The 20,650-nt window shown below is 68.5% G+C and carries 16 protein-coding genes; 7 read left to right on the top strand and 9 right to left on the bottom strand.

Annotated features, from left to right (window positions below):
* Positions 1–5: 5 nt before the first annotated feature.
* Positions 6–1,571, bottom strand: a complete 1,566-nt coding sequence (locus tag VB738_RS03590; protein WP_323304447.1) for a glycoside hydrolase family 57 protein — start codon at positions 1,569–1,571, stop codon at positions 6–8.
* A gap of 127 nt (positions 1,572–1,698) precedes the next feature.
* On the opposite strand from VB738_RS03590, the gene VB738_RS03585 reads away from it, so the two are divergent.
* Together VB738_RS03585 and VB738_RS03580 are read left to right on the top strand one after the other, a co-directional pair.
* Positions 1,699–3,324: a 2-isopropylmalate synthase gene (locus VB738_RS03585; RefSeq protein ID WP_323304446.1), complete on the top strand. Its 1,626-nt coding sequence runs from the start codon at positions 1,699–1,701 to the stop codon at positions 3,322–3,324.
* Complete coding sequence (locus VB738_RS03580; protein WP_106219807.1) at positions 3,321–4,157, top strand: carbohydrate ABC transporter permease; 837 nt, start codon at positions 3,321–3,323, stop codon at positions 4,155–4,157. Before VB738_RS03585 ends, VB738_RS03580 begins: the two co-directional genes overlap by 4 nt.
* Before the next feature lie 11 nt (positions 4,158–4,168).
* Here the strand turns inward: VB738_RS03580 and VB738_RS03575 are convergent, their stop codons facing one another.
* The 5 genes from VB738_RS03575 to VB738_RS03555 all read right to left on the bottom strand — a co-directional run bounded on the left by VB738_RS03575 (position 4,169) and on the right by VB738_RS03555 (position 9,815).
* On the bottom strand, positions 4,169–5,653 hold the full coding sequence (locus VB738_RS03575; protein ID WP_323304445.1) for a coproporphyrinogen-III oxidase family protein: 1,485 nt from the start codon (positions 5,651–5,653) through the stop codon (positions 4,169–4,171).
* Positions 5,654–5,751: 98 nt separating this feature from the next.
* Positions 5,752–6,648 (bottom strand): DMT family transporter, encoded by an 897-nt coding sequence (locus VB738_RS03570; RefSeq protein ID WP_323304444.1) that lies wholly within the window; start codon positions 6,646–6,648, stop codon positions 5,752–5,754.
* Positions 6,649–6,655: 7 nt separating this feature from the next.
* Positions 6,656–7,720, bottom strand: coding sequence for a class I SAM-dependent methyltransferase (locus VB738_RS03565; protein ID WP_323304443.1), 1,065 nt, complete (start codon positions 7,718–7,720; stop codon positions 6,656–6,658).
* 32 nt (positions 7,721–7,752) lie between these two features.
* Positions 7,753–8,787 (bottom strand): biotin synthase BioB, encoded by a 1,035-nt coding sequence (locus VB738_RS03560; protein ID WP_323304442.1) that lies wholly within the window; start codon positions 8,785–8,787, stop codon positions 7,753–7,755.
* Entirely contained in the window at positions 8,784–9,815 is a 1,032-nt protein-coding gene (locus VB738_RS03555) for a Spy/CpxP family protein refolding chaperone (protein ID WP_323304441.1), read from the bottom strand. Before VB738_RS03555 ends, VB738_RS03560 begins: the two co-directional genes overlap by 4 nt.
* Positions 9,816–10,267: 452 nt before the next feature.
* Here VB738_RS03555 and VB738_RS03550 point away from each other — a divergent pair, with 452 nt between their 5' ends.
* Positions 10,268–12,499, top strand: coding sequence for a caspase family protein (locus tag VB738_RS03550; RefSeq protein WP_323304440.1), 2,232 nt, complete (start codon positions 10,268–10,270; stop codon positions 12,497–12,499).
* Positions 12,500–15,343, top strand: coding sequence for a CHAT domain-containing tetratricopeptide repeat protein (locus tag VB738_RS03545; protein ID WP_323304439.1), 2,844 nt, complete (start codon positions 12,500–12,502; stop codon positions 15,341–15,343).
* 10 nt (positions 15,344–15,353) lie between these two features.
* On the opposite strand, the gene VB738_RS03540 is transcribed toward VB738_RS03545, so the two are convergent.
* Both VB738_RS03540 and VB738_RS03535 read right to left on the bottom strand, forming a co-directional pair.
* The gene (locus VB738_RS03540) at positions 15,354–15,818 is read right to left on the bottom strand and encodes a hypothetical protein (RefSeq protein ID WP_323304438.1); all 465 of its coding nucleotides are present in this window, start codon (positions 15,816–15,818) and stop codon (positions 15,354–15,356) included.
* Between the two features lie 44 nt (positions 15,819–15,862).
* Positions 15,863–17,392: a peptide ligase PGM1-related protein gene (locus tag VB738_RS03535; protein ID WP_323304437.1), complete on the bottom strand. Its 1,530-nt coding sequence runs from the start codon at positions 17,390–17,392 to the stop codon at positions 15,863–15,865.
* 51 nt (positions 17,393–17,443) lie between these two features.
* On the opposite strand from VB738_RS03535, the gene VB738_RS03530 reads away from it, so the two are divergent.
* From VB738_RS03530 to VB738_RS03520, 3 genes are read left to right on the top strand one after another with little or no spacing between them, the layout of a single operon-like run.
* Positions 17,444–17,719, top strand: a complete 276-nt coding sequence (locus tag VB738_RS03530; protein ID WP_015107975.1) for a SemiSWEET family sugar transporter — start codon at positions 17,444–17,446, stop codon at positions 17,717–17,719.
* Between the two features lie 13 nt (positions 17,720–17,732).
* Entirely contained in the window at positions 17,733–18,104 is a 372-nt protein-coding gene (locus VB738_RS03525) for a CrcB family protein (RefSeq protein WP_323304436.1), read from the top strand.
* Between the two features lie 9 nt (positions 18,105–18,113).
* Complete coding sequence (locus tag VB738_RS03520) at positions 18,114–18,548, top strand: CrcB family protein (protein WP_323304435.1); 435 nt, start codon at positions 18,114–18,116, stop codon at positions 18,546–18,548.
* Here the strand turns inward: VB738_RS03520 and VB738_RS03515 are convergent.
* Positions 18,538–20,628, bottom strand: coding sequence for an HDIG domain-containing metalloprotein (locus tag VB738_RS03515; protein ID WP_323304434.1), 2,091 nt, complete (start codon positions 20,626–20,628; stop codon positions 18,538–18,540). The two genes, VB738_RS03520 and VB738_RS03515, sit on opposite strands and share 11 nt — an antisense overlap.
* Positions 20,629–20,650: the final 22 nt, after the last annotated feature.

Here is a 20,650-nt window from a genome sequence, read left to right as displayed (position 1 = left end):
AGGCCCTAGCCCCGGCTCGCCCAGTCGGCGGCGTTGAGCTGCGGGAACAGCCCGTCCTCCCGCTCCACCCCCAGCAGCCACTCCCGGGGCAGGTCGGTGCCGTGCTCGAGGGCATCGATCAGCCGCCAGAAGCGGTCGAGGTGGCGGCGGATCCGCTCCCGCGCCAGGCCGGTGGTGGTGCCGGCCCGCAGGATGAAGCTCCAGTCGGAGCTCTGGGCCAGCAGCAGTTCGCGCCCCGCCTGGGTGAGCAGGGCGCGCTGGGCGGTGCTGCCCACGCCCCGGTTCACCCGCTGCACCATGGCGCGGGAGGCGCGCTGCCACTCCGCCACCACCCAGGCATTGGTGTCGTTGAGCCAGTAGTCGTGGTAGCCCCCCTGGCCCCAGCTGGAGGGGGCCGGCCGGCAGACCTGCAGGGACCGCCCCTCGCTGAGCACATCGCGCAGGTGGGTGAAGCGCACGTCCAGGGCCGGGCCCTGGCGGAACAGTTCGGCCAGGAACCGGGGCCCCTCGAACCACCAGTGGCCGAACAGCTCAGCATCGAAGGGGGCCACCAGCAGCGGCGGCGGCTCGATCGTCGCGGCCAGCTGCTCCATCTGGGCGGCGCGGCCCCGCAGGAAGGCCTCGGCGTGCTCCTTCAGCCGCTCTCCCGCCCGCGCCGGGTCGTAGGGCGCCTTGGCGTCCAGGGGGCAGCCCTGGGCGGTGACGCGGTGCAGCTTGAGTCCGAGGGGGCGGCGGTCGTGGATGCCCTGGGCCTCCAGGTCCGCTTCGGGCAGGTCCCAGCCCAGGTCGCGGTGGAACTCCCGGTAGGCCCCGTCGCCCGGGTAGCCCTGGCTGGCGCTCCACACGGGAAGGGTGGATTCGCTGTCGCGGGCGAAGAAGGCCACCCCCGCCGGGGAGCAGATCGGGGCATAGACCCCGTAGCGCGGCCGCGGCAGACCGTGGAGCAGGCCGTGGCCGTCGAGCAGGGAATAGCGCAGGCCGCATTCGGCCAGCAGCCGGTCGAGGTCCTCGTAGTAGGCGCACTCCGGCAGCCAGATGCCCAGGGGCCGCACACCGAGCAGCCGCTGGTGCTCCCGCACGGCGGTGAGCAGCTGGGCCCGCACCGCCTCGGGGGAATCGCGCAGCAGGGGCAGGTAACCGTGGGTGGCGCCGCAGGTGATCAGATCCAGGATCCCCTGCTCCTGCAGCCGCCGGAAGCGGGGCAGCAGATCCCCCTCCAGCTCCCGCCACTGGGCCTCGATGGCCGTCAGGGTGAGCCGCAGCGCGCCGGCCGGACCCTCCAGCTCGGGGGCGGCCCCCTCGAGCAGGGTGCGGCGCAGGGCCAGCCAGGCCGGGAAGCGGCCGTTGAGGGCCCTGTCGCTCAGCAGCGACAGCAGGGTGGGGGAGAGGCCGAGGGTGAGCCTGGGCCGCTGCTGGGGATCGGCGGCCGCCCGCTCCAGCACCTCCAGCAGCGGCAGATAGCATTCCTGGAGGGCCTGGAAGTACCAGTCCTCCTCCAGCGAACCGGGCTCACCGGTGCGCACGTAAGGGAGGTGGGCATGCAACACCAGGGCCAGATCGCCTGCGGCCATGGGGAAACCCTCTGTGCGGCCACTCTACGTTCCGCTCCCAGACGTTCCGCTCCCAGACGTTCCCTCCCGGAGCCGGGACTGCCGGCCCCTAGAGTGGCTCTAACTCATAGTTGTTCCGCCTAACCCCATGGCCCGCGATCCCGGCCGGGTATTGATCTTCGATACCACCCTCCGCGACGGGGAGCAGTCCCCCGGCGCCAGCCTCAACCTGGAGGAGAAGCTCGCGATCGCCCAGCAGCTGGCCCGCCTGGGGGTCGACATCATCGAGGCCGGCTTCCCCTTCGCCAGCAGCGGCGATTTCCACGCCGTCCAGCGCATCGCCGCCAGCGTGGGCACCCCGGATGGGCCCGTGATCTGCGGCCTGGCGCGGGCGGCGGCCGGCGACATCAAGGCCTGCGCCGAGGCCGTGGCCCCCGCCGCCCGCCGGCGCATCCACACCTTCATCGCCACCAGCGACATCCACCTCGAGCACAAGCTGCGCAAGACCCGCGCCGAGGTGCTCGCCATCACCGCCGAGATGGTGGCCTACGCCCGCTCCCTGGTCGACGACGTGGAGTTCTCCTGCGAGGACGCCGGCCGCAGCGACCCCGAATTCATGCATCAGGTGATCGAGGCGGCGATCAACGCCGGCGCCACCACCATCAACATTCCCGACACGGTGGGTTACACCACCCCGGCCGAATTCGGCGCGATCATCGCCGGCATCAACCGTGCGGTGCCCAACATCGACCGGGCGGTGATCTCGGTCCATGGGCACAACGATCTCGGTCTGGCCGTCGCCAACTTCCTCGAAGCGGTCAAGAACGGCGCCCGCCAGCTGGAGTGCACCATCAACGGCATCGGTGAACGGGCCGGCAACGCCTCCCTCGAGGAGCTGGTGATGGCGCTGCACGTGCGCCGCAGCTACTTCAACCCCTTCCTGGGCCGGCCCCCCGAGCAGCGCGATCCCCTCACCAACGTGCGCACCGAGGAGATCACCAAGACGTCCCGGCTGGTCTCCAACCTCACCGGCATGGCGGTGCAGCCCAACAAGGCGATCGTGGGCGCCAACGCCTTCGCCCATGAGTCCGGCATCCACCAGGACGGGGTGCTCAAGAACCGGCTCACCTACGAGATCATCGACGCCCGCACCGTCGGCCTGGCCGACAACCGCCTCTCCCTCGGCAAGCTCTCGGGCCGCAGCGCCTTCCGGGCCCGGCTCGAGGAGCTCGGTTACACCCTGGAGCGCCACGACCTCGATGACGCCTTCGCCCGCTTCAAGGAGCTGGCCGACCGCAAGCGGGAGATCACCGACCGGGATCTGGAGGCGATCGTCAGCGAGCAGGTGCAGCAGCAGGACCAGCCCCGCTACGCCCTGCAGTCGGTGCAGGTGAGCTGCGGCACCAACCTGCAGCCCACCGCCACCGTCACCCTGCGGGACGGCGACGGCATCGACCTGACCGAGGCGGCGATCGGCACCGGCCCGGTGGATGCGGTCTGCCAGGCCCTCAACCACCTGGCCCAGGTGCCGAACGAGCTGGTGGAGTTCAGCATCAAGTCCGTCACCGAAGGCATCGACGCCATGGGTGAGGTGACCATCCGCCTCCGCCATCAGGGGGTGCTCTATTCGGGCCATGCGGCCGACACCGACATCGTCGTGGCGGCGGCCCATGCCTTCGTCAACGCCCTCAACCGGCTGGTCTCCGGCAGCCAGCGCGCCCCGCTCCACCCCCAGAAGACCCCCCTTCCGGTGGCGGAACTGCCGCGTCTGTGAACGCCCCCAACCGCTCCCCGCTGGCCACCGGACTGCAGCTCGCCCTGCTGCTGCTGGTGGCCGTGCTGCTGCTGCTGCCCCTGCTGTGGCTGGTGAGCACCTCCCTGAAGGGGCCGGCGGAGGACATCTTCACCAGCCCTCCGGCCCTGCTGCCCAGCCAGCCCAGCCTGGAGGCCTACGGGCGGCTGTTCGCCGCCAACCCGATGGGCACCTACCTGCTCAACAGCACGATCGTCAGCGCCCTGGCGGTGCTCGCCAACCTGCTGTTCTGCTCCCTGGCGGCCTACCCCCTGGCGCGGATGCGCTTCCGGGGCCGCGGGCTGGTGCTGGCCCTGGTGGTGGCCACGATCCTGATCCCCTTCCAGGTGGTGATGATCCCGCTCTACCTGCTGATGGTGCAGATCGGGCTGCGCAACACCCTCTGGGCCCTGATCGTGCCCCAGGCGGCCACGGCCTTCGGCATCTTCCTGCTGCGCCAGAGCTTCCTGGCGGTGCCGGTGGAACTGGAGGAGGCGGCCCGCATCGATGGCTGCACCCCCATCGGCGAGTGGTGGAACGTGATGCTGCCGGCCGCCCGGGCCGACCTGATCACCCTGGCGATGTTCGTGTTCATCGGCACCTGGAGTGACTTCCTCTGGCCCCTGATCATTCTCGACGACCCCACCCTCTACACCCTGCCCCTGGGACTGCAGCAGCTGGCCAGCAGCTTCTCCCTCGACTGGCGCCTGGTGGCGGCCGGCTCGGTGGTCTCGATCCTGCCGGTGCTGCTGCTGTTCGTGCTGCTGCAGCGCTACATCCTGCCCAGCGCCAGCGGCGACGCCGTCAAGGGTTGAGGCGGCGACGATCAGCGGGCGATCAGGGCAGGTTCGGGACTGGTGCGGCAGTGGTCGTAGGGATGCAGGGGGCCCGGGGCATAGGCCTCCGCCGGATAGGGCATGTAGGCCTGGCCGTGGAACTGCTGCACCACCTCATCGGCCACGAAGGCGCCGAGCGGCGTTAGCACCACCTTGTCGCCCTCATCCCGGAGCAGTCCGTGGTGCTCGAGCCGCTGCAGCTTTGCGCCGAAGGTCTCACTCAGCTGTCGTCCCCCCGTCACGGCCTCGAAGTGGCTCTTCCAGACGCAGCGGTTCTTCAGGGGCAGCACGACGGCCCAGCGGGCCTGCTCTTCCTCACTGCGGATGATCCCCCGGTTCAGCGGCAGCCGGCCGTTCTCGATCAGGTCGTAGTAGGCGTCGAAGTCCTGGGTGTTGAGGGCGAAGCGATCGCGCAGGCTGCTGAAGGCGGTCAGGCCGAAACCCAGCTGATCGAGCAGGCCGCAGCACTGGTTGTCGGCGTAATGGGAGTAGTGGTCACGATCCCTGGAGAAGACCCGCCTAAGATTCTCGTGGAAGCCGTTCTGGTTGAGCAGATCGATCGCCAGCTGCTTCATCATGATCGTCTCCTCCAACGTCGGCATCCGCTCGGGATGCTGATGCTGGATGTTCTTAATCGGTCCCTGGTAGTCGCCGTAGGCTTCCACCTTAAGCCGATAGAGCTGAATCTCCTGTACATCCAGCGAGACGGCAAGATTGATCACCTCCATCCAGTTCTCTAGAGTTTCTCCTGGGTAGCCAAAGATGAACTCAATATTGATCTGGAATCCGAGCTTTCTGCTGTTATCAATTGCTTCAAGTGTTTCGGCCACCCCGTGATGGCGGTTCATCTGCTTGAGCACCACGGGATTCAGGGATTGGACGCCGATGGTGAGGCGATCAACTCCATAAGCGCGCATCAGTTTGAGCCGTTCGATGCCCTCGGGGCCGATCAGCGTGACCGGATCCACGTCATAGTTGAACTGCGTGCAGCCTGACAGGTCCACCCGTTTCGAAAAAGAGTCCAGAAAGCAGCCCAACTGCTCGATCGTCAGGTAAGTGGGCGTGCCACCCCCCACAAGCACCGAACGGGCCTTGAGGCGATCCACCCCGAGACGGCGCATGTACAGATCCATCTCCTTCTCGAGGGCGGCGAGATAGCGATCCTTCTCTGGAGAACGCTCTCCCAGCTGCACTGGATAGTGGCAGAACAGGCAGCGGGATCGGCAGAAGGGGATGTGGGCATAAATGTCAAACAATCCATCGGCGGGCAGCGTGTAGCTAGCGAAGAACTCTTCTTCCTGCACCGGTGAATACATGGTGATCGGTGGGTAATGCACCGATGGAAAGAAATCGCCACTGCTGCAGATCAGCCCAGCCGCCTGGAGGGCTCTGTAGTCATTCACGCGGCTGGCAGCCCGTCCCATCAGATCCCGCTCGGAGAAGCGGTGGGGTTGGCAGGGGGTCTGGAGGGTCATGGCGATCAGTGATGGTTCAGGGATGGAGGAAGGTGGAACTGACGCGGTTCAGGACGGCGGCCAGCGCTGCGGACAGGGGGGAGGACCCGCACCGGGGTTCACAGAGCACAGAGCAGCACGATGCCCGTCATGCTCACGCCCGTGCCCAGCAGCGAGAGCCGGCTGACGCGCTCGCGTAGGAAGTAGAAGGCCAGCGGCAGGATGAAGATCGGCTCGGTGGAGGTGAGGGTGTTGGCGACGGCCACATCCAGGTGTTTCAGTGCCACCAACGAGAGCCAGAAGCCGCCGAAGGTGACCACCATCACTGAGCCGAGGAAGCGGGCCAGGTAAGGGCGGTGCCGGAACGGACCGATCCAGGTGTCGAGACGCTGGCTGATCAGGCCCAGAAGCACCAGGCAGAGGCTGCCGGAGAGCATCCGGATCCAGGTGGCCTGCAGCGCCGAGACCTGGTCGAGACCCTGCTTGGCGATGATCAGTGACAGGGACATGCAGAAGACCGCCAGCAGGCCGAAGATCACCCCCCTGGTCCGGGACGACCCCGCTTCGCCGGCCTGCTGGGAGGAGAGCACCACCCCGACCCCAAGCACCACCAGCCCCATGGCGATCCACTGGTCGGTGCTGGGCACTTCCCCGAGCAGGAGGATGGCCAGGCCGGCGGTGAGCACTTGGCCGAGCATCAGCAGGATCACCATCGCGTGGGCGCTGAGTGCCTTGAGGGCCTCGAAGAAGAACGTATCGCCCAGCCCGATCCCCACAACGCCGCTGAGCATCAGCAGTAGGGCGGGCTTGGCGGCGATGGGCTCGGTGCCGGTGACCAGCACGGCCATGGAGAGCAGCAGCACGCTCAGAACCCCTTTGCCCAGGGTCATCGCCAGAGACGAGACCCCGGCGCCCAGACCCTTGAACAGGATTGAGCCAAGGGCCCAGGACGCAGCGGATCCCAGGGCCGCCAGGATGCCAATCCAGCGCGAATCGATCAGTGGAAGCATCGGCATGGAACACTTACTTCAGCCGGAAGGTGAGCACATAGCGCTGGGGAATGAATTGGCGGGTACTCTCCAGCCGGAAGCCGTAATGCTCCAGCTGGGCGATGACCAGTTCCTTGGCGATGTAGGGGCCGTGATAAGGAAGCTGGCTGTCATGCACCAGGCTGTTGTCCACGATCACGAGCCGGCCGTCCGGTTTCAGTGAGCCCTTGATGTTCTCGATCAATTCCTGCCGGGCCGACTCTCTAAAGACGACATAGATGATGTGGTAAAGGGAACACATGAACGCCGTATCCACTTTGGGCTGGGCTTCAAGGCCAATGCTTTCATTGTGGTTATTGATTGTGATGATGTTGCTGACGCCTGCAGCCTTCTTGACTTTCTCGATGTAGGTCAGATGTTCCTTGACAGTGTCGATGGCGTAGATCTTGCCGCCTGGACCGACCCGTTCGGCAAATCGAAAACTGTAGTAACCCGGGCCGCTGCCGATGTCGGCGATTGTTTCACCCGGCCGAAGCTCCATGGAGTCGATGATCAGCTTGGTTTGCTCCCACACTTCCCGGCGGGGATTGTTGAAGAGGATAGAATCCTCCAAGAAGGCCAAGCGAATGCGACCCTTCTCCGTATCAAGGTCAGAATAGGCGCCCAGCATGTACTTGCGGCCCAGATACTCCTTGAGCAGGGTGAACTGATTGGCCGCAAACATCTTGTAGTAGCTGGCTACCAGCGGATCCTTCAACATGGTGGCCCGTTCGCTCTCCTCAGCCAAGAAGAGATCGCTGAACCACTGCAGGGCGGTGTAGTCGCCGCCGAAGTTTTCCTTCGGGATGATGCCGCTATAAATGGATCTTGCTGTCATCAGGGCCTGCCGGTCGCCGCTGGTGAGAAAACGAAGCAGTAACTTCGCGGCCAGGGTTCCCTGTTCGGTGACCCCGAAGGAATCGATACTCTCCAGGTTGGTGAGGGAGCGTCCGGAGGTGACCTTGATCCAGTAGCCCTGGTTTCCCCGCCCACCTGCTTCGGCGCCTGCCGGAGGCGGCAGCAAGGCGACAAAGCCCAGCAGCAGCGCTGCGAAGGTCATGGGAGACCTGCCGACCTTTTGAAGGAGCCCCCTCATCCGATACTTGCCGGGCAAGGGGCCTGCTGCACCGTGGGTGAAGCCCGCAACCTTTCCATGCCGGCGGATTCGATCGTGCTCAGGGCGTGCTGCAAGCCAACCACGAACCGTTGCTTGGAATAGATGTTGAACTTCTCCTGGTAGGGCCTGGGGGTAAAGTTCACCGTCATCACGTTGGCACCAGCCTCCAAGCCCAAGCGCTGCCCGCCCACCTCAATTTTCTCTAGGGCGCTGACGTTAGGAATCAAGGGCGTCCGAAGTGCGATTCGGTAGATGGCCAGGATGTTGAGCGTGGTGGCGAGGGAGCCCTGCGGGCTGGTCTCGAAGGGGGTGGACTGGTTGGCGATGAACGGGGAGGCGCTGACGAAGTCCGGTTCCAGCTTCAGGGCCAGTAGCACGTCGTCGACAAGCTGATCGATGTCCTGCCCGGGCAGGCCCACGATGTTGCCGGTGCCGATGGCATAACCCAGTTCCCGCAGGTGGCGGAGGCAGTCAAGCCGGGCCGCCAGCGACGTGCGGGTGATAGCCCTGTAATGGGCAGAGCCGGAGGTCTCGAACTTGAGGATGTACGAATCGGCACCGAGGCCGGCGAAGGCGGCGTAGGTGGAGCGGGGCCGCTCTCCCAGGCAGAGCAATACGTGCAGACCGAAGCGCTTCTTGATTTCGGGTATCACCTCGGCGACCACCTCGTCGCAGGCGGGATCCTGGCCCGCCTGCAGGAAGGCGATCGGTATCTTGTTCTCCGCGATCTGAGCCACGATGGCAAGTATCTCCCCTGGCGTGAGCCGGTAGCGCTCCAACTCGCCGTTGGGGCTGCGCATGGCGCAGTAGTCGCAGCTCTTCTGGCAGTGATTCGAAATTTCGATCACCCCCCGCAGGGTGACGCGGTTGACTCCCGCCCGGTATCGCACTTCTCTGGCTTGATGGAACAGTTGCTGCTGTTCGTCGCCCTCGAGCTTCAGGAGGCGCTCGATGACCTCCCGGCTTGGGTGACCTTCCTCCAGCTGGGCCAGGTCATCAAGAATCGTCATGGTTGCATCGGCGGTACGGCCTTAGGGCCGCAGGGTTCAGGCGGGGTGAGAGCGATGGGTTCGCCTTCCATCTGTTGAAGCACCGCCAGCTGGCTGCTGGTGAGCAGACCGCGGCTGCGGGCCTGGCCCTGCTGAATCACCGGCTCCAGCCTGGCGCGGTTGGCTTCCACCACCGGACAGGGAATGGTTCCCCCGGGGCCGCGAGTGCGGGGGGCCTTGTACCCGTCGCCAATGGCGTCGAAGGTCTTCTGCTGGTCCAGCGCCAGCGCCTGCTGCTGCTCGGAGGTGAGGTTGAGGGCGCCGGCCATGGCGGGATCAGCTAGTTGGGCTCCATCAACCTGCACCAGGATCTGGCGGAAACGGCTGAGCTGCTGGGGGGTAAGGATGGAGGCCACCGTGGCGCGTGTGCTGCGGGTGAGGCTCTCCAGTTGGCGGCTCTGGGCCGCCACGGGATTCCCCTCGCTGCCGCGGGTGCGGCCCCCTTCCGGCGGACGCATCCGGGAGGCCAGCTGCCGCAGTTGCTGGGTCTGGCCTGCGCTGAGCCCCAGGCGCACGCGAGCCCCGTCACTAAGCAGAAGTTGCAGCGGATCCGTGCCCGGATTGGCTTCCACGATGGCCCGGAAGGCTCCCAGTTGCTCAGGGGTGAGGATCTCCGCCACCCTCTGCCTGGCCTCGCGAGCGGCCTGCTGCTGGTCGGCCTCAAAGCCGCGCACCGCTCCCACTGGTGGGGCGGCCGCCCCACCACGGGTTCTGGGGGCAGAGAGGGAACGCACCCTGGCCCGGATGTCCTTGTCGAGCTGTTCAAGTTGCTGCATCTGGGCGTCGCTCAGCGACAGCTCCTGCCGCACCTGGGGCTGGCGCAGCAACTGGAGGGGATCGGCACCCGGCCTGGAGGCCCCCGGCAGCTGCATGACCACCGGATCCGGCAGGGTGGCATCACCGCTGGTCTGGGCGAGGAGCGGTCCGGCGGCGAGGGGGGCCATCAGGGCCACCAGGACGGCGAAGCGGTGGAGGTGTTGGCTGGTCATGGCACAGGAAATCCTCCGGAGGAAAGCTAGTCGGCCGTTTTGGAACTGAAGCGGGTCATGTGCAGCTGGCCCCGACCCAGAAGCCCTGGGGCGTGGTGGCAAAAAAATGTGTTTATTCATACCAATCTGATCCAATGTTCGCGTCCCTTGCGCCCTGCCCTCGTGGGTTCGCCTTTTGCGGACAGACAGAGGTGATCTGCCCGGCTGTATGCAGCTCCAGTCGTGGCGACTGGGTCGTTATACGGCATTGGAATCGACATACGGCGACGGAACCGTTCCGACAAGGGCTCCTCTGTTGCTAGCAGCATTCGTTCGCTGGAGCTGGATCAAGATGGTTTGTTCGCTTCATTGCAATACTTCTTCAGGGTTCTTCGTTCCAGCCGCGCAGGATTCGGTCGCTGCAGGCCTGCTTGCTATTTTTCCCCTGTCAGGGATCGCCCAATGGCCAGGCCATGAAACGTCGGCGCTTCCTTGAGTCCTCCGGCGCCTGTCTGGCCGCCCTCGGCCTGGGTGGCCTGGATCTTTCCCGGGCCGGGGATCGCTACGGCAGGGTCCTGGCCAAGGGCACCCCGCGCAAGCTGGCGCTGTTGGTTGGGATCAATGCCTATCCCGAATCAACCCTGTACGCTCCCCTTTATGGCTGTGTGACCGATGTGCGACTCCAGCGCGAGTTGCTGATCCATCGCTTCGGCTTCCAGCAGGCGGACATCCTCACCCTCACCGACGCCCAGGCCACCCGCACCCGCATTCTTGAGGCCTTTGAACAACATCTGATCGGCCAGGCTCGGCCAGGGGATGTGGTGGTGTTCCACTTCTCCGGCCACGGCTCCAGGATCGCCGATCCCGACAGGGACCACAGCGATGGCCTCAACAGCACCTTCGTGCCGGTCGACAGCCGGCTGCCGGCGGGGTTCCCCGCCAATGGCGGCGTGGTGGATGACATCACCGGCCACAGCTTCTTCCTGCTCAGCCGAGCCGTCGCCAGCGAGAACTTCACGGCAGTGCTCGACAGCTGCCATTCCGGTGGTGGCACCCGCGGCAACCTGCGCATCCGGGCCCGGCCTGGCAACGCCCGGCTCGAAGGCAGCCCCGGGGAGCGGGAGTTGCAGCGGCGGTGGCTGAGCCACCTCAATCTCAGCCGTGAGGATTACATCCGCCAGCGTCGGGCCGGTGTCGCCAATGGGGTGGTGATCGCGAGCACGGCCCGGGACCAACTGGCCGCCGATGCCACCTTCGACGACGTCGACTGCGGGGTGTTCACCTATCTGCTGACCCAGTATCTCTGGCAACAGACCCGCAGTTCCCCGGTCCGCTCGCTCCTGCCCAACATCGCCCGCAGCACGACGCGACTGTCCACCACCCGGCAGGAACCGCTGTTGGAAGTCCGGCCCGGCAGCCACCAGGAACGAAACCCGCTCTACGCCCTTGACCAGGCCGTCCCCCCCGGGGACGGCGTGCTCACCGGCGTGGGTGGTGGGGCCGAGGTTGAGTTCTGGCTGGGTGGGGTCGCACCACTGGGTCTTCCGTCCCTCGGCAGTGGCAGCGTTTATAGCCTGGTGGACCGCTCGGGTGCGGTGCTCGGCGAGGTGCGACTGGATTCGCGTCGGGGCCTGATTGGCCGGGGGACGGTGCTCCGGTCCCGAGGCCGGCTGCTTCCGGGCTTGCTGTTGCAGGAGAAGTTGCGGGACCTCCCCGGGGACGTGGCTCTGGTGATCGGGCTTGATCCCTCCCTGGGGGCCGATCGTCCCGAGGCGGAGCGGGCCCTCGGCAGCCTGCCGAGACTGCGGGCGGCACCGCTGCAGCAGGGCGAGGTTCACTACATCCTGGGGCGCTTCCTGGCGGCATCCCAGCGGCGCCAGGCCTCGGCAGCGACGGGCGAGGCCTGGCCGGAGGAGGGCAGCTTTGGACTCTTCACCCCCGGGGGGGAGCCGATGCCTGGTGCCTTCTCGGGCGCCCGGGAGACAGTGGCGGCGGCGGTGCAGAGGCTGAGACCCAAGTTCAAGGCCCTGCTGGCGGCCAGGATCTTCCGGCTCGCCCTGAATGGCGATGCCTCCCGGCTGAACGTGACGGTCACGATGCGACCGGAAGGCCAGGCGAGTGGCGCAGTGGCCCGCACCTACCCCACCCGCGGGGTGGGCCCCTCGGCGGCGGGGGCGGCGCCAACCCCGGCCGACTCCGACGACCCTGGCCGCCTGCGCCTCGGTACGGCGGTGCAATTCGAAGTCACCAATCGGGAGGCGACGGCGATTCACCTCAGCCTGCTCGTGATTGATCCCAGCGGGGAGATGGCGGTGATCTTCCCCAACAACTGGACCGCCGACGCCGAGGCCACCCGTATGGAGCCGGGGAGCAGCCTGCTGATCCCGGACCCCCGCAGCGATGGCTTCCGCCTGGTGACCCAGGAGCCCAGGGGCATGGTGGAGGTGCTGGTCGTCGCCAGCCGCCGACCGATCCGTCAGGCCCTCAAGGCCTTCCAGGCGATCGCCGGCCAGTCGGGCCAGACCCGGGGCCCGGTGACCCTGGCCGAGCCCGTGACCGCCGTGGAGGACCTCCTCGACGACCTGACGGCCGCACCCGGTCCCACAAGGGGGGGCACCAGCGGGACGCGGGGGCTCGCGGCGGTGGGGCGGGTGGTGGACAACAGCCAGATCGCCACCCTCTCGCTCAGTTTCGAGGTGATCTAGGTGGCATTCCGCGGCCCTCGGGTCCGTTCGGCTCTGCTGCGGCTGGTGTCCCTCGCCCTGCTGCCGTTCGCGACGTTGCCCGTGTGGGCCGACCCCTCACCACCGGCCGCATGGCCGGGACAGCCTGCGCCGGCGCAAGGGACCGACCCGGAGGGGCTCTACCTGGAGGGTCTGAAGCGCTTCAACTCCGACCAGGTACCCGCCGCCATCGCGGCCTGGGAACAGGCCCTGCTCCTGTTCCGGCAGCGGGGGAATGAGGCCCTGGAAGCTCGCACCCTGGAGGAGCTCGGTTACGCCCACTACTGGTTGGAGCGCCATGGGCCCGCCCTGGAGTTCAACCAACAAGCCCTGGCCCTGTATCGACGCCTGGGAGCCCAGGACCGAGAAGCCATCGTCCTTTCCAGGATCGGCGATGTCTTCTCTTCTCTAAACCGGCCCGCTGAAGCCCTTGAGTCCAACCTGGCCAGCCTGAAGCTGCTCGGCCAGTTACCGGCGTCCGATCCCACCACCCTGCTGCGTCTGAACCTGCGGATCGGCCTGCTGCAGGCCGGCCAGGGTCGGGATGGGGACGCCCTGGAGCATTTTCAGGAGGCGCACCGGCTGGCCCGACGCCAGGGCGATCGGTCGCTTGAGCTCACCGCGGGCACCGCTATGGGCGTGATCCTGTTGCGGCTGGGCCGCTACGACGCGGTGATCACCACAATGGAGCCTGTACTGGCGGCCATGGAGGCCAGCAAGGCGCCAGCGGCGGATCGCTCCCGGGTGCTGCAGCAGATCGGTTTCTCCCACTACTGGCTCAATGACTACGGCCGTGCCATCGACGCCTACCGCAGGGGCCTGGAACTGGCCCGGGAGGCCGGCGACACCAGCTCCCAGCTCACCCTGCTGCGCGGTCTGGCCGATACGTACTTCTATGTCGGCAACAACGCCACCGCCCGCGCTTTCAGTGTCGAGACCCTGCACCTGGCGCGGGCAACGGGGGATCTGCTTTCCCAGGCGGTTGCCCTGATCGGGCTCGGCACCTTCGCCTACCAGGACGGCGACCTGGCGGCGATGGTCCGTCACCTTGAACAGGGCCTGGTGCTGGCCCGGTCCACCGGCAACCGAAACCTGGAGGCCAACGCGCTCTCCGGGCTGGGCCATGCCCACGCCGAACGGGGGGATGTCTCCGCCTCCCGGTTGGCCTACAGCCAGAGCCTGGAGATCTACAAAGCCATCGGCAACCGGTACAACGAGGGGATGATGCTGCTGGCCCTCGCCCACGGCGATCTGCAAGCCAACCTCACCGACCAGGCCCGCCGCAGGTATCGCGAGGCCCTCGGCCTCTACGACGCCATCGGTGATCGCTACGGCCAGGCCCAGGCGCTCACCGGACTGGGTCTGGCCCTGCACCGGGCCGGCGACAACCGAGCGGCGGAGATGCCCCTGCGGGAAGCGGTGGTCCGAAACGAGGAGATTCGCGCCCGGTTGGGCCCCCGCGACGATCTCAAGGTGTCCCTGTTCGATACCCAGTCCTCGCCCTACCAAGCCCTGCAGGTGGTGCTGATCGCCGAGGGCCGCAGCGAGGACGCTCTGGTGGTGGCGGAGCGGGCCCGGGCCCGGGCCTTTGTGGAGCAGCTTCAGACCCGGTCCTCGGCGACCCGATCCGGCGGGACCCGTTCCGGCCCGGCCACCCTGCCCGGGGAGGCGGGCGCCGGGATCGATCCTCCGATGGATCTGGCGGCGATCCGGGAGGTGGCTCGCCGCCAGGGCGCCACACTGGTGCAGTACGCCCTGATCAACAACAGGATCTACGCCTGGATCGTGGCCCCGGATGGGCGGATCAGCTTCCGCAGGACTGAACTTCCGGGCACCCTTCCCTCCCTCGACCGGCTGGTGGCTTCCAGCCGGGAGGCCATGGGCGTGCGCAGCGCCCGCCGGGGTATCGGGGTGATCGCCGCCGCCACGGGCGTGACGGCCCGGCGCAGCGCTGCCTCCGAAGGGGCCCTGGCGGATCTGCACCGACTTCTGATCCAGCCCATCGCCGATCTGCTGCCCAGCGACCCGGCGGCGCCGGTGATCCTCTTTCCCCAGGGGCCCCTGTTCTTCGTGCCGTTCCCCGCCCTGCGCGATGCCAGGGGTGAGCCGCTGATCGAGCGCCACACCCTGCTCACCGCCCCCTCGATCGCGGCGCTGGCCACGCTCGGCCGGCTCCCGGCCTCCCGCCCAAGGGGGGCCGCCAGTGGAGAGGTGCTCGTGGTCGGCAACCCCACCATGCCGCCGATCTCCCTCAGCCCCGGCGATCCCCCCATGCCCCTCGCACCGCTGCCGGGGGCCGAGCAGGAGGCCCGGGCCATCGGTGCGATGTTCGGCACCGCTCCCCTGATCGGCGGCGAAGCCACCGAGACCGCCGTGGTGGCCAGGATGGGCCGGGCACGGCTGGTGCATCTGGCCACCCACGGCCTGCTCGACGATGGCAGCCGCCGTGAGGTTCCCGGGGCGATCGTGCTCGCGGCCTCCGCCCGCGATGACGGCCTGCTGCGGGCCGACGAGATCATGAACCTTTCGCTGCAGGCCGATCTGTTCGTGCTTAGCGCCTGCGACACGGGCCGTGGCACGATCACCGGAGACGGCGTCATCGGCCTGTCCCGCTCCCTGCTCACGGCCGGAGCCCGCAGCGTGCTCGTGTCCCTGTGGGCCGTTCCCGATGCCCCCACCACAGCGCTGATGACGGCCTTCTACCGGGAACTCGCCGCCGGTCGCCCCAAGGCCCTGGCCCTGCGCGAAGCGATGCGGAGCGTGCGGCGCCAGCATCCCGACCCGGTGGACTGGGCCGCCTTCACCTTGATCGGCGCCACCGACTGAACCGGCCCGCTCAGGGGCTTGGCGGGGCAGGGGGACGCAACACGCCCCCGTCACTGCGTGGGGAGGCGGCGGGAGACTCCGGGGCAGGAAAGGGGTCCGGGGAGAGCAGGGGCCGCCGCACCGCCCGACCCTGGAGGTCGGCCAGGGCGGAGCGCCACGCGTCCTGCTGCTGCTCGAGGGCCTGCAGCCGCTGGGCCCCGGCTTCCAGGGTCTGGAGGCGCCCCACCATGGCCCGCTGCTGCTCCTCCAGCACGGAGGTGCGATCGAGGGCGCGGCTGTTCTCCAGTCCCTGGAGGCGCTGCTCCAGCCGCATCAGCAGTTGGCTCTGCTCCCGCGTCTTGGCCAGGATCACCAGGAACAGCACGGCGAGCATGGAGCTCAGACCGATCTGCAGCCAGCCGATCCAGGGCCGCGGTCCGGGGGCCGGGGGGGAACGCCGGGAGCCGTCGTCTTCGCGGTCGGTGATCGAGACCATGCGCCCCCCGTGCTGACCCATCCTGCCCTGAGCGGCCCGGGGCGTCAGCCGGAGGCCGCCGGCAGGCCGGCGCCGCGGCGGGCGCAGGCCCCCGCCAGCAGCTCCGCCACGGTGGAGCGGTAGACGGCGCTGGCCTGCGCCGGATCCCGGCCGATGCAGGTCATGCCCAGCTTGCCGAACTCCGAGAGGCAGCCCAGCAGGTGAAAGACGCTGCCCTGGAGACGGGCCGGGTCGTAGTGGAGGCCGGCCTCGGCCACGATGTCGATCAGGTCGAGCGGCATCAGGCCCCGCAGGCGGGGGTCGCTGAGGTTGTCGGTGGCGCGGTAGTGCAGTGGCTGACCGGTGGGGGAAAGGAAGCAGCCGGTGGCGGGGTCGAGGCTGCCGGCGGTGATCGCCCGCAGGGCCATGAAGGGATGGGTGGTGCCCCCCTGGCGCAGGTTGACCTCAATGGCCTGCAGATCCCAGCGATCGCCGAAGCGGCGGGCGATGAAATCGACCCCGAAGCGCTCGAGGGCCCCTTCGGCGGCGAGGGCCCGGCCGACGGCCAGGCCGTGCTCCATCAGCGCCACCCGGTAGGGCTCGGCGGCGGGGAAGCAGCAGCCCAGGTAGGTCTGGCCGCCGGCGCCGCCGAGGATCTGCTCGTGGGTGGAGAGCACCTCCACCATCCCGCCCGGATGGATCGTGCCCTGCACGCTCGGGGAGCGCAGATCGTCGCCGCCCTCCAGCCAGGCCTCGGCCAGGGCCCCCTGGCCGGCCAGCAGCTCCGACCAGCCGGCCGCCGGCATCGGCAGGTCCTCGAGGCCCCGCCGGATCAGCCCGACCCGCTCGCGTCTGGCCAGCCCGGCCAGCGCCAGGGGCGTGAAGTCGAGGCGGGCATTGCCCTCGCCGCTGAAGCCCTCGTTCAGCTTGACCACACAGCCGCCCAGCCCAGGGTCGCTCTCCCACAGGTCGGTCACCGCCTCCGCCAGGTCGTCGAGGCCGTGGGCCAGCCCGGTGCCGGGGGGATGGGGAACCCCGCAGCGGGCAAACAGCTCGCGGCTGCCCGCCTTGGTGCCCCAGTAGCCCAGGGCCGGATCGGTGCCCAGCAGCGGCACCTGCAGGCGCTCGGAGAGGGTTTTCTCCAGCTCGGTCACCACGTAACAGATGATGAAGCTGCGGCCGGGGCGCAGCCGCTCCCGGATCCTTCCGAGCAGGGCCGGCCGCTCCAGCAGCTTCTGGGTCAGGGGCCGGGCGGAGCCGTCGTCGGTGTCGAACAGGTGCAGCCGGCGGCGGGCATGGGAGGTGGGCACCCCCGGCATCAGCTCCAGCACCGCGTCCACCACCAGCTCGGGCAGCAGCTTGCTGGTCACGTAGACCACCTGCACGCCCGGATTGCGCAGCCGCATCAGGGAGAACAGCTGGCGTTCCTCGTAGTGGTGGGCCCCCGTCACCAGGGCCAGCTGGGAGGGGTCCATGGTGAGCGAGGGCACCATCAGCAGGTCGAAATCCGCACCCGCCCCGCCGCCGGCGTCGCCATGCTCCCGGCCCCACGGGGCCTGCAGCCCCTGCTGCAGTTCGCGGAAGCTCAGGGCCATGGCCGGATGGGCGGAATGTCGTCATGCTGACGACCACAGCGACCAGCGCCAATGGAGTCGTTCACGGTGAGTGCCCTCGGCTATGGCGCCGCCTCACTCACCACCCTCAGCCTGTTCCCCCAGGCGCTGAAGACCGTGCGCAGCGGCGACACCAGCGCCATCTCGCTGCGGATGTACGGCCTGTTCACGCTGGGGGTGCTGGCCTGGGCCGTCTACGGCCTGCTGCGGGCCGACGGTCCGGTGATCGCCGCCAACCTGATCACCCTGGTGCCGGCGTCGGTGGTGCTGGAGCGCAAGCTGCGGGCCCTGCTGGAGGGGAGGCGCTGAGGTGGCGGCACCCATGGACAACGGAGCCCTGTTCGTGGCGATCGGAGCGGTGCCGGGAGCCTGGCTGCGCTTCCGGGTGGTCAACCACTTCGAACCGATGCTGCCCCGGAAACACTGGGGCACGTTCGGCGTCAATCTGATCGCCTGCTTCGCCATCGGCCTGCTGGTGAGCCTGGAGGCCAGCTGCGGGCTGGCGGCGGGCCGCACCCTGCTCCTGCTCGCCACGGGCTTCCTGGGCAGCTTCAGCACCTTCTCCACCTGGATCGCCGAACTGCACGAGGCCCTGCACCGCCACCAGCGCCGCGAGGCCGTCCTGCTCTGCGGCGGTTCGGTGCTGGGTGGGCTGCTGGCCGTGGGCGCCGGGCTGGCCCTGGGCAGCTCCTAGGGAAGTCCGATGGCGCCATCCCCCGCACCGATCTCCCCCAGCCTGCGCCGTGAGGCGCGGGACCTGCTGCTGGTGGCAGCGGGCGCGGTACCCGGTGCCCTGCTGCGCTGGCGCCTGGAGGATGTGGGCAAAGGCCTGGAGGGGGTGCCCAACGGCCTGATCGAAGCCGACCTGGTCGCCAACCTGATCGGCACCTTCCTGATCGGGGTGATCGCCGGGCAGCGCCCCCCCCGGCCTCGGCTGATCCTGCTGGGCGGCATCGGCTTCTGCGGCTCACTCACCACCTTCAGCAGCTGGATGCTGGAGATCAGCCTGGCCCTGCGGCGCGGGCGCCCCGGTGAGGCGCTCGCCGTGGTGATGATCAGCCTGATCGGAGGTCTGGCGGTGGTGACGCTGGGCCTGGCGGTGGGCCGTTGGCTGGGCCGGCTCCGGTTCAGGCGCTGAAGGCCTTGCGGGGGGGGATGGGGTAAGGAATGCGCCGGTGGCGCATGCGCTTCCAGACCCGTACGAAGGCGCGGATCACCAGCTCCAGCTCCGCCCGGGAGATGCCGCTGCCGTCGAGCTGGCCATCGTTCTGGCGGGCCTCCACCAGCCGCCTGACCATCGCCCGGGCCTCGGTTTCGGTGGTGCCCGGCGGCAGGGAGCGCAGGGCGGCCTCGCAGCCGTCGGCCAGCATCAGGATCGCCGTCTCCCGGCTGCGGGGAGCGGGGCCGCGGTAGCGGAACTGCTCCTCCCGCACCGAAGGGTCCCGTTCCTTCGCCTGGTGGAGGAAGTAGCCCATCTTCAGCCGACCCTGGTGCTCGGGGATGAAGTCCGCCAGGGGGCGGGGCAACCGGTAGCGACGGGCCAGCTTCAGCCCCTCGTCGACGTGGGCCTGGAGGATGGCGGCACTGGCGAAGGGATCGTCCAGCTCATCGTGGGGGTTGGCGCCCTGATCCTGGTTCTCGATGAACCACTGGGGACCGTGCAGCTTGCCGACGTCGTGGTACAGGGCGCCGGTGCGGATCAGGTCCACATCGGCCTGGATCGCGCGGGCCCCCTCCTCGGCCAGACCGCAGATCATCAGGGTGTGCTCGAAGGTGCCGGGCGCCTCCATCGACAGGCGACGCAGGAGAGGGCGCTCCAGATCGGCCAGTTCCATCAGCCGGGCCCGGGTGAGCAGGCCGAAGAAGCTTTCCACCAGCGGCGCCAGCAGCAGACCGGCCATCAGCAGGCCCGCCACCAGCAGGGCCTCCTGCAGCAGCTCGGTGCCGCTGAACGGCCCCGGGGAGGCCTCGAGGCTGTGCAGATGGAAGAGATGGATCAGCAGCCACTGCAGCAGCACGGCGCCGACGGGCAACAGCAGGGCCAGCTGCAGCAGCTGGGCCCGGTTGCGCTGCCGCCCCGCCAGCACCGCCGCCACGGCGGCGACCAACGCCGCTACCCCCAGCTGTGGCACCAGCAGGCCCTCGACGGGCGCCGGCCAGAGCATGGCGGCTACGGCCAGCCAGGCCAGTCCGGCGGCCGTGCCCAGCCCCTGGGAGAGCAGCAGGGTGGGGGGAACCAGAAGCGCCAGGGGGCTGACCTGGCTGCCGAGCCAGAGTTTGCACCCCTGCACCAGCACCAGCATCGCCAGGGCCAGCAGGGCCTGGCGAGGCTCGAGGCTGGCGCGCCAGCGGCGCATCACCAGCAGCATCACCCCGCAGGCGGCGAGGGCCTCACTGAAGCGGCCCAGCCAGGCCACGGGCCGGGGGCGATGGTTGACCAGATCGAAGTGCTCCAGCACGTCGAAGGCCTGGGGGCTAATCGGCTCCCCCTGCCGGGTGATCAGATCGTTCTTGCGGACCTGGATCGTGGGCAGCCCCTGGCGGGTGAGCAGGTCCTCGATGCGGCGCTGGCTGAGAAAGCTGTCGCCGCGAAGGTTGGTGCGGCCCTGGAGGCTCGTGGCCAGAAGGCGGCTGCCCAGGCTGCGGGCGGGGGGGGAGAGGTCGTGCAGCTGGAGCTCGGCGGCGGTGAGCAACTGGCCCTCGGACAGACTGGCCACGACGCCCTGGCTGAGCATGCGCTGCTGGGCCCGGCGCAGGGACACCTTCCAGCGCATCAGGTCGGGGGGGGTGAGCCTCGCCAGCCAGCGGCGCTCCTCCTCGGTGAGATTGAGGGAATCGGGCCGGGGCTGATCGTCGGCGACCTTCTGGCGCACCCGTTGCAGCCGCAGCTCCAACTGCTGCACCAGGGCTGCACTGGCCTGGGGGTCGACCACCTGGATCTGGCTGCGGGGCAGCATCTGACTGCGACGCTGCTCCAGGTCGGTGCTGTCAATCACCGTCGCATCGGCCGGGGCGCGGGCGGTGAACGGGGCCGGCATGCCGGGACGCAGGTTCGGCTCCACCAACCAGGGCCAGCTGGAGAGGAGAGCCACCAGCAGACAGAGCAGGAGCACGAGCAGACCGCCCCCGGGGCGCCAGGCCACCAGGGCCTGACGGGGACGCTCGAGCCGCAGCAAGTGGCGCCACAGTCCCCTGATCCGCCGCAGCCCGAATCTCATTGATCCAGGCTAGCCAACGGGT

Origin of the sequence: Cyanobium gracile UHCC 0139, assembly GCF_034931325.1 — a bacterium.
In the GTDB taxonomy this organism is placed as follows: Bacteria; Cyanobacteriota; Cyanobacteriia; order PCC-6307; family Cyanobiaceae; genus Cyanobium; species Cyanobium gracile_B.
This window is presented reverse-complemented; position numbering and strand designations above follow the sequence as displayed.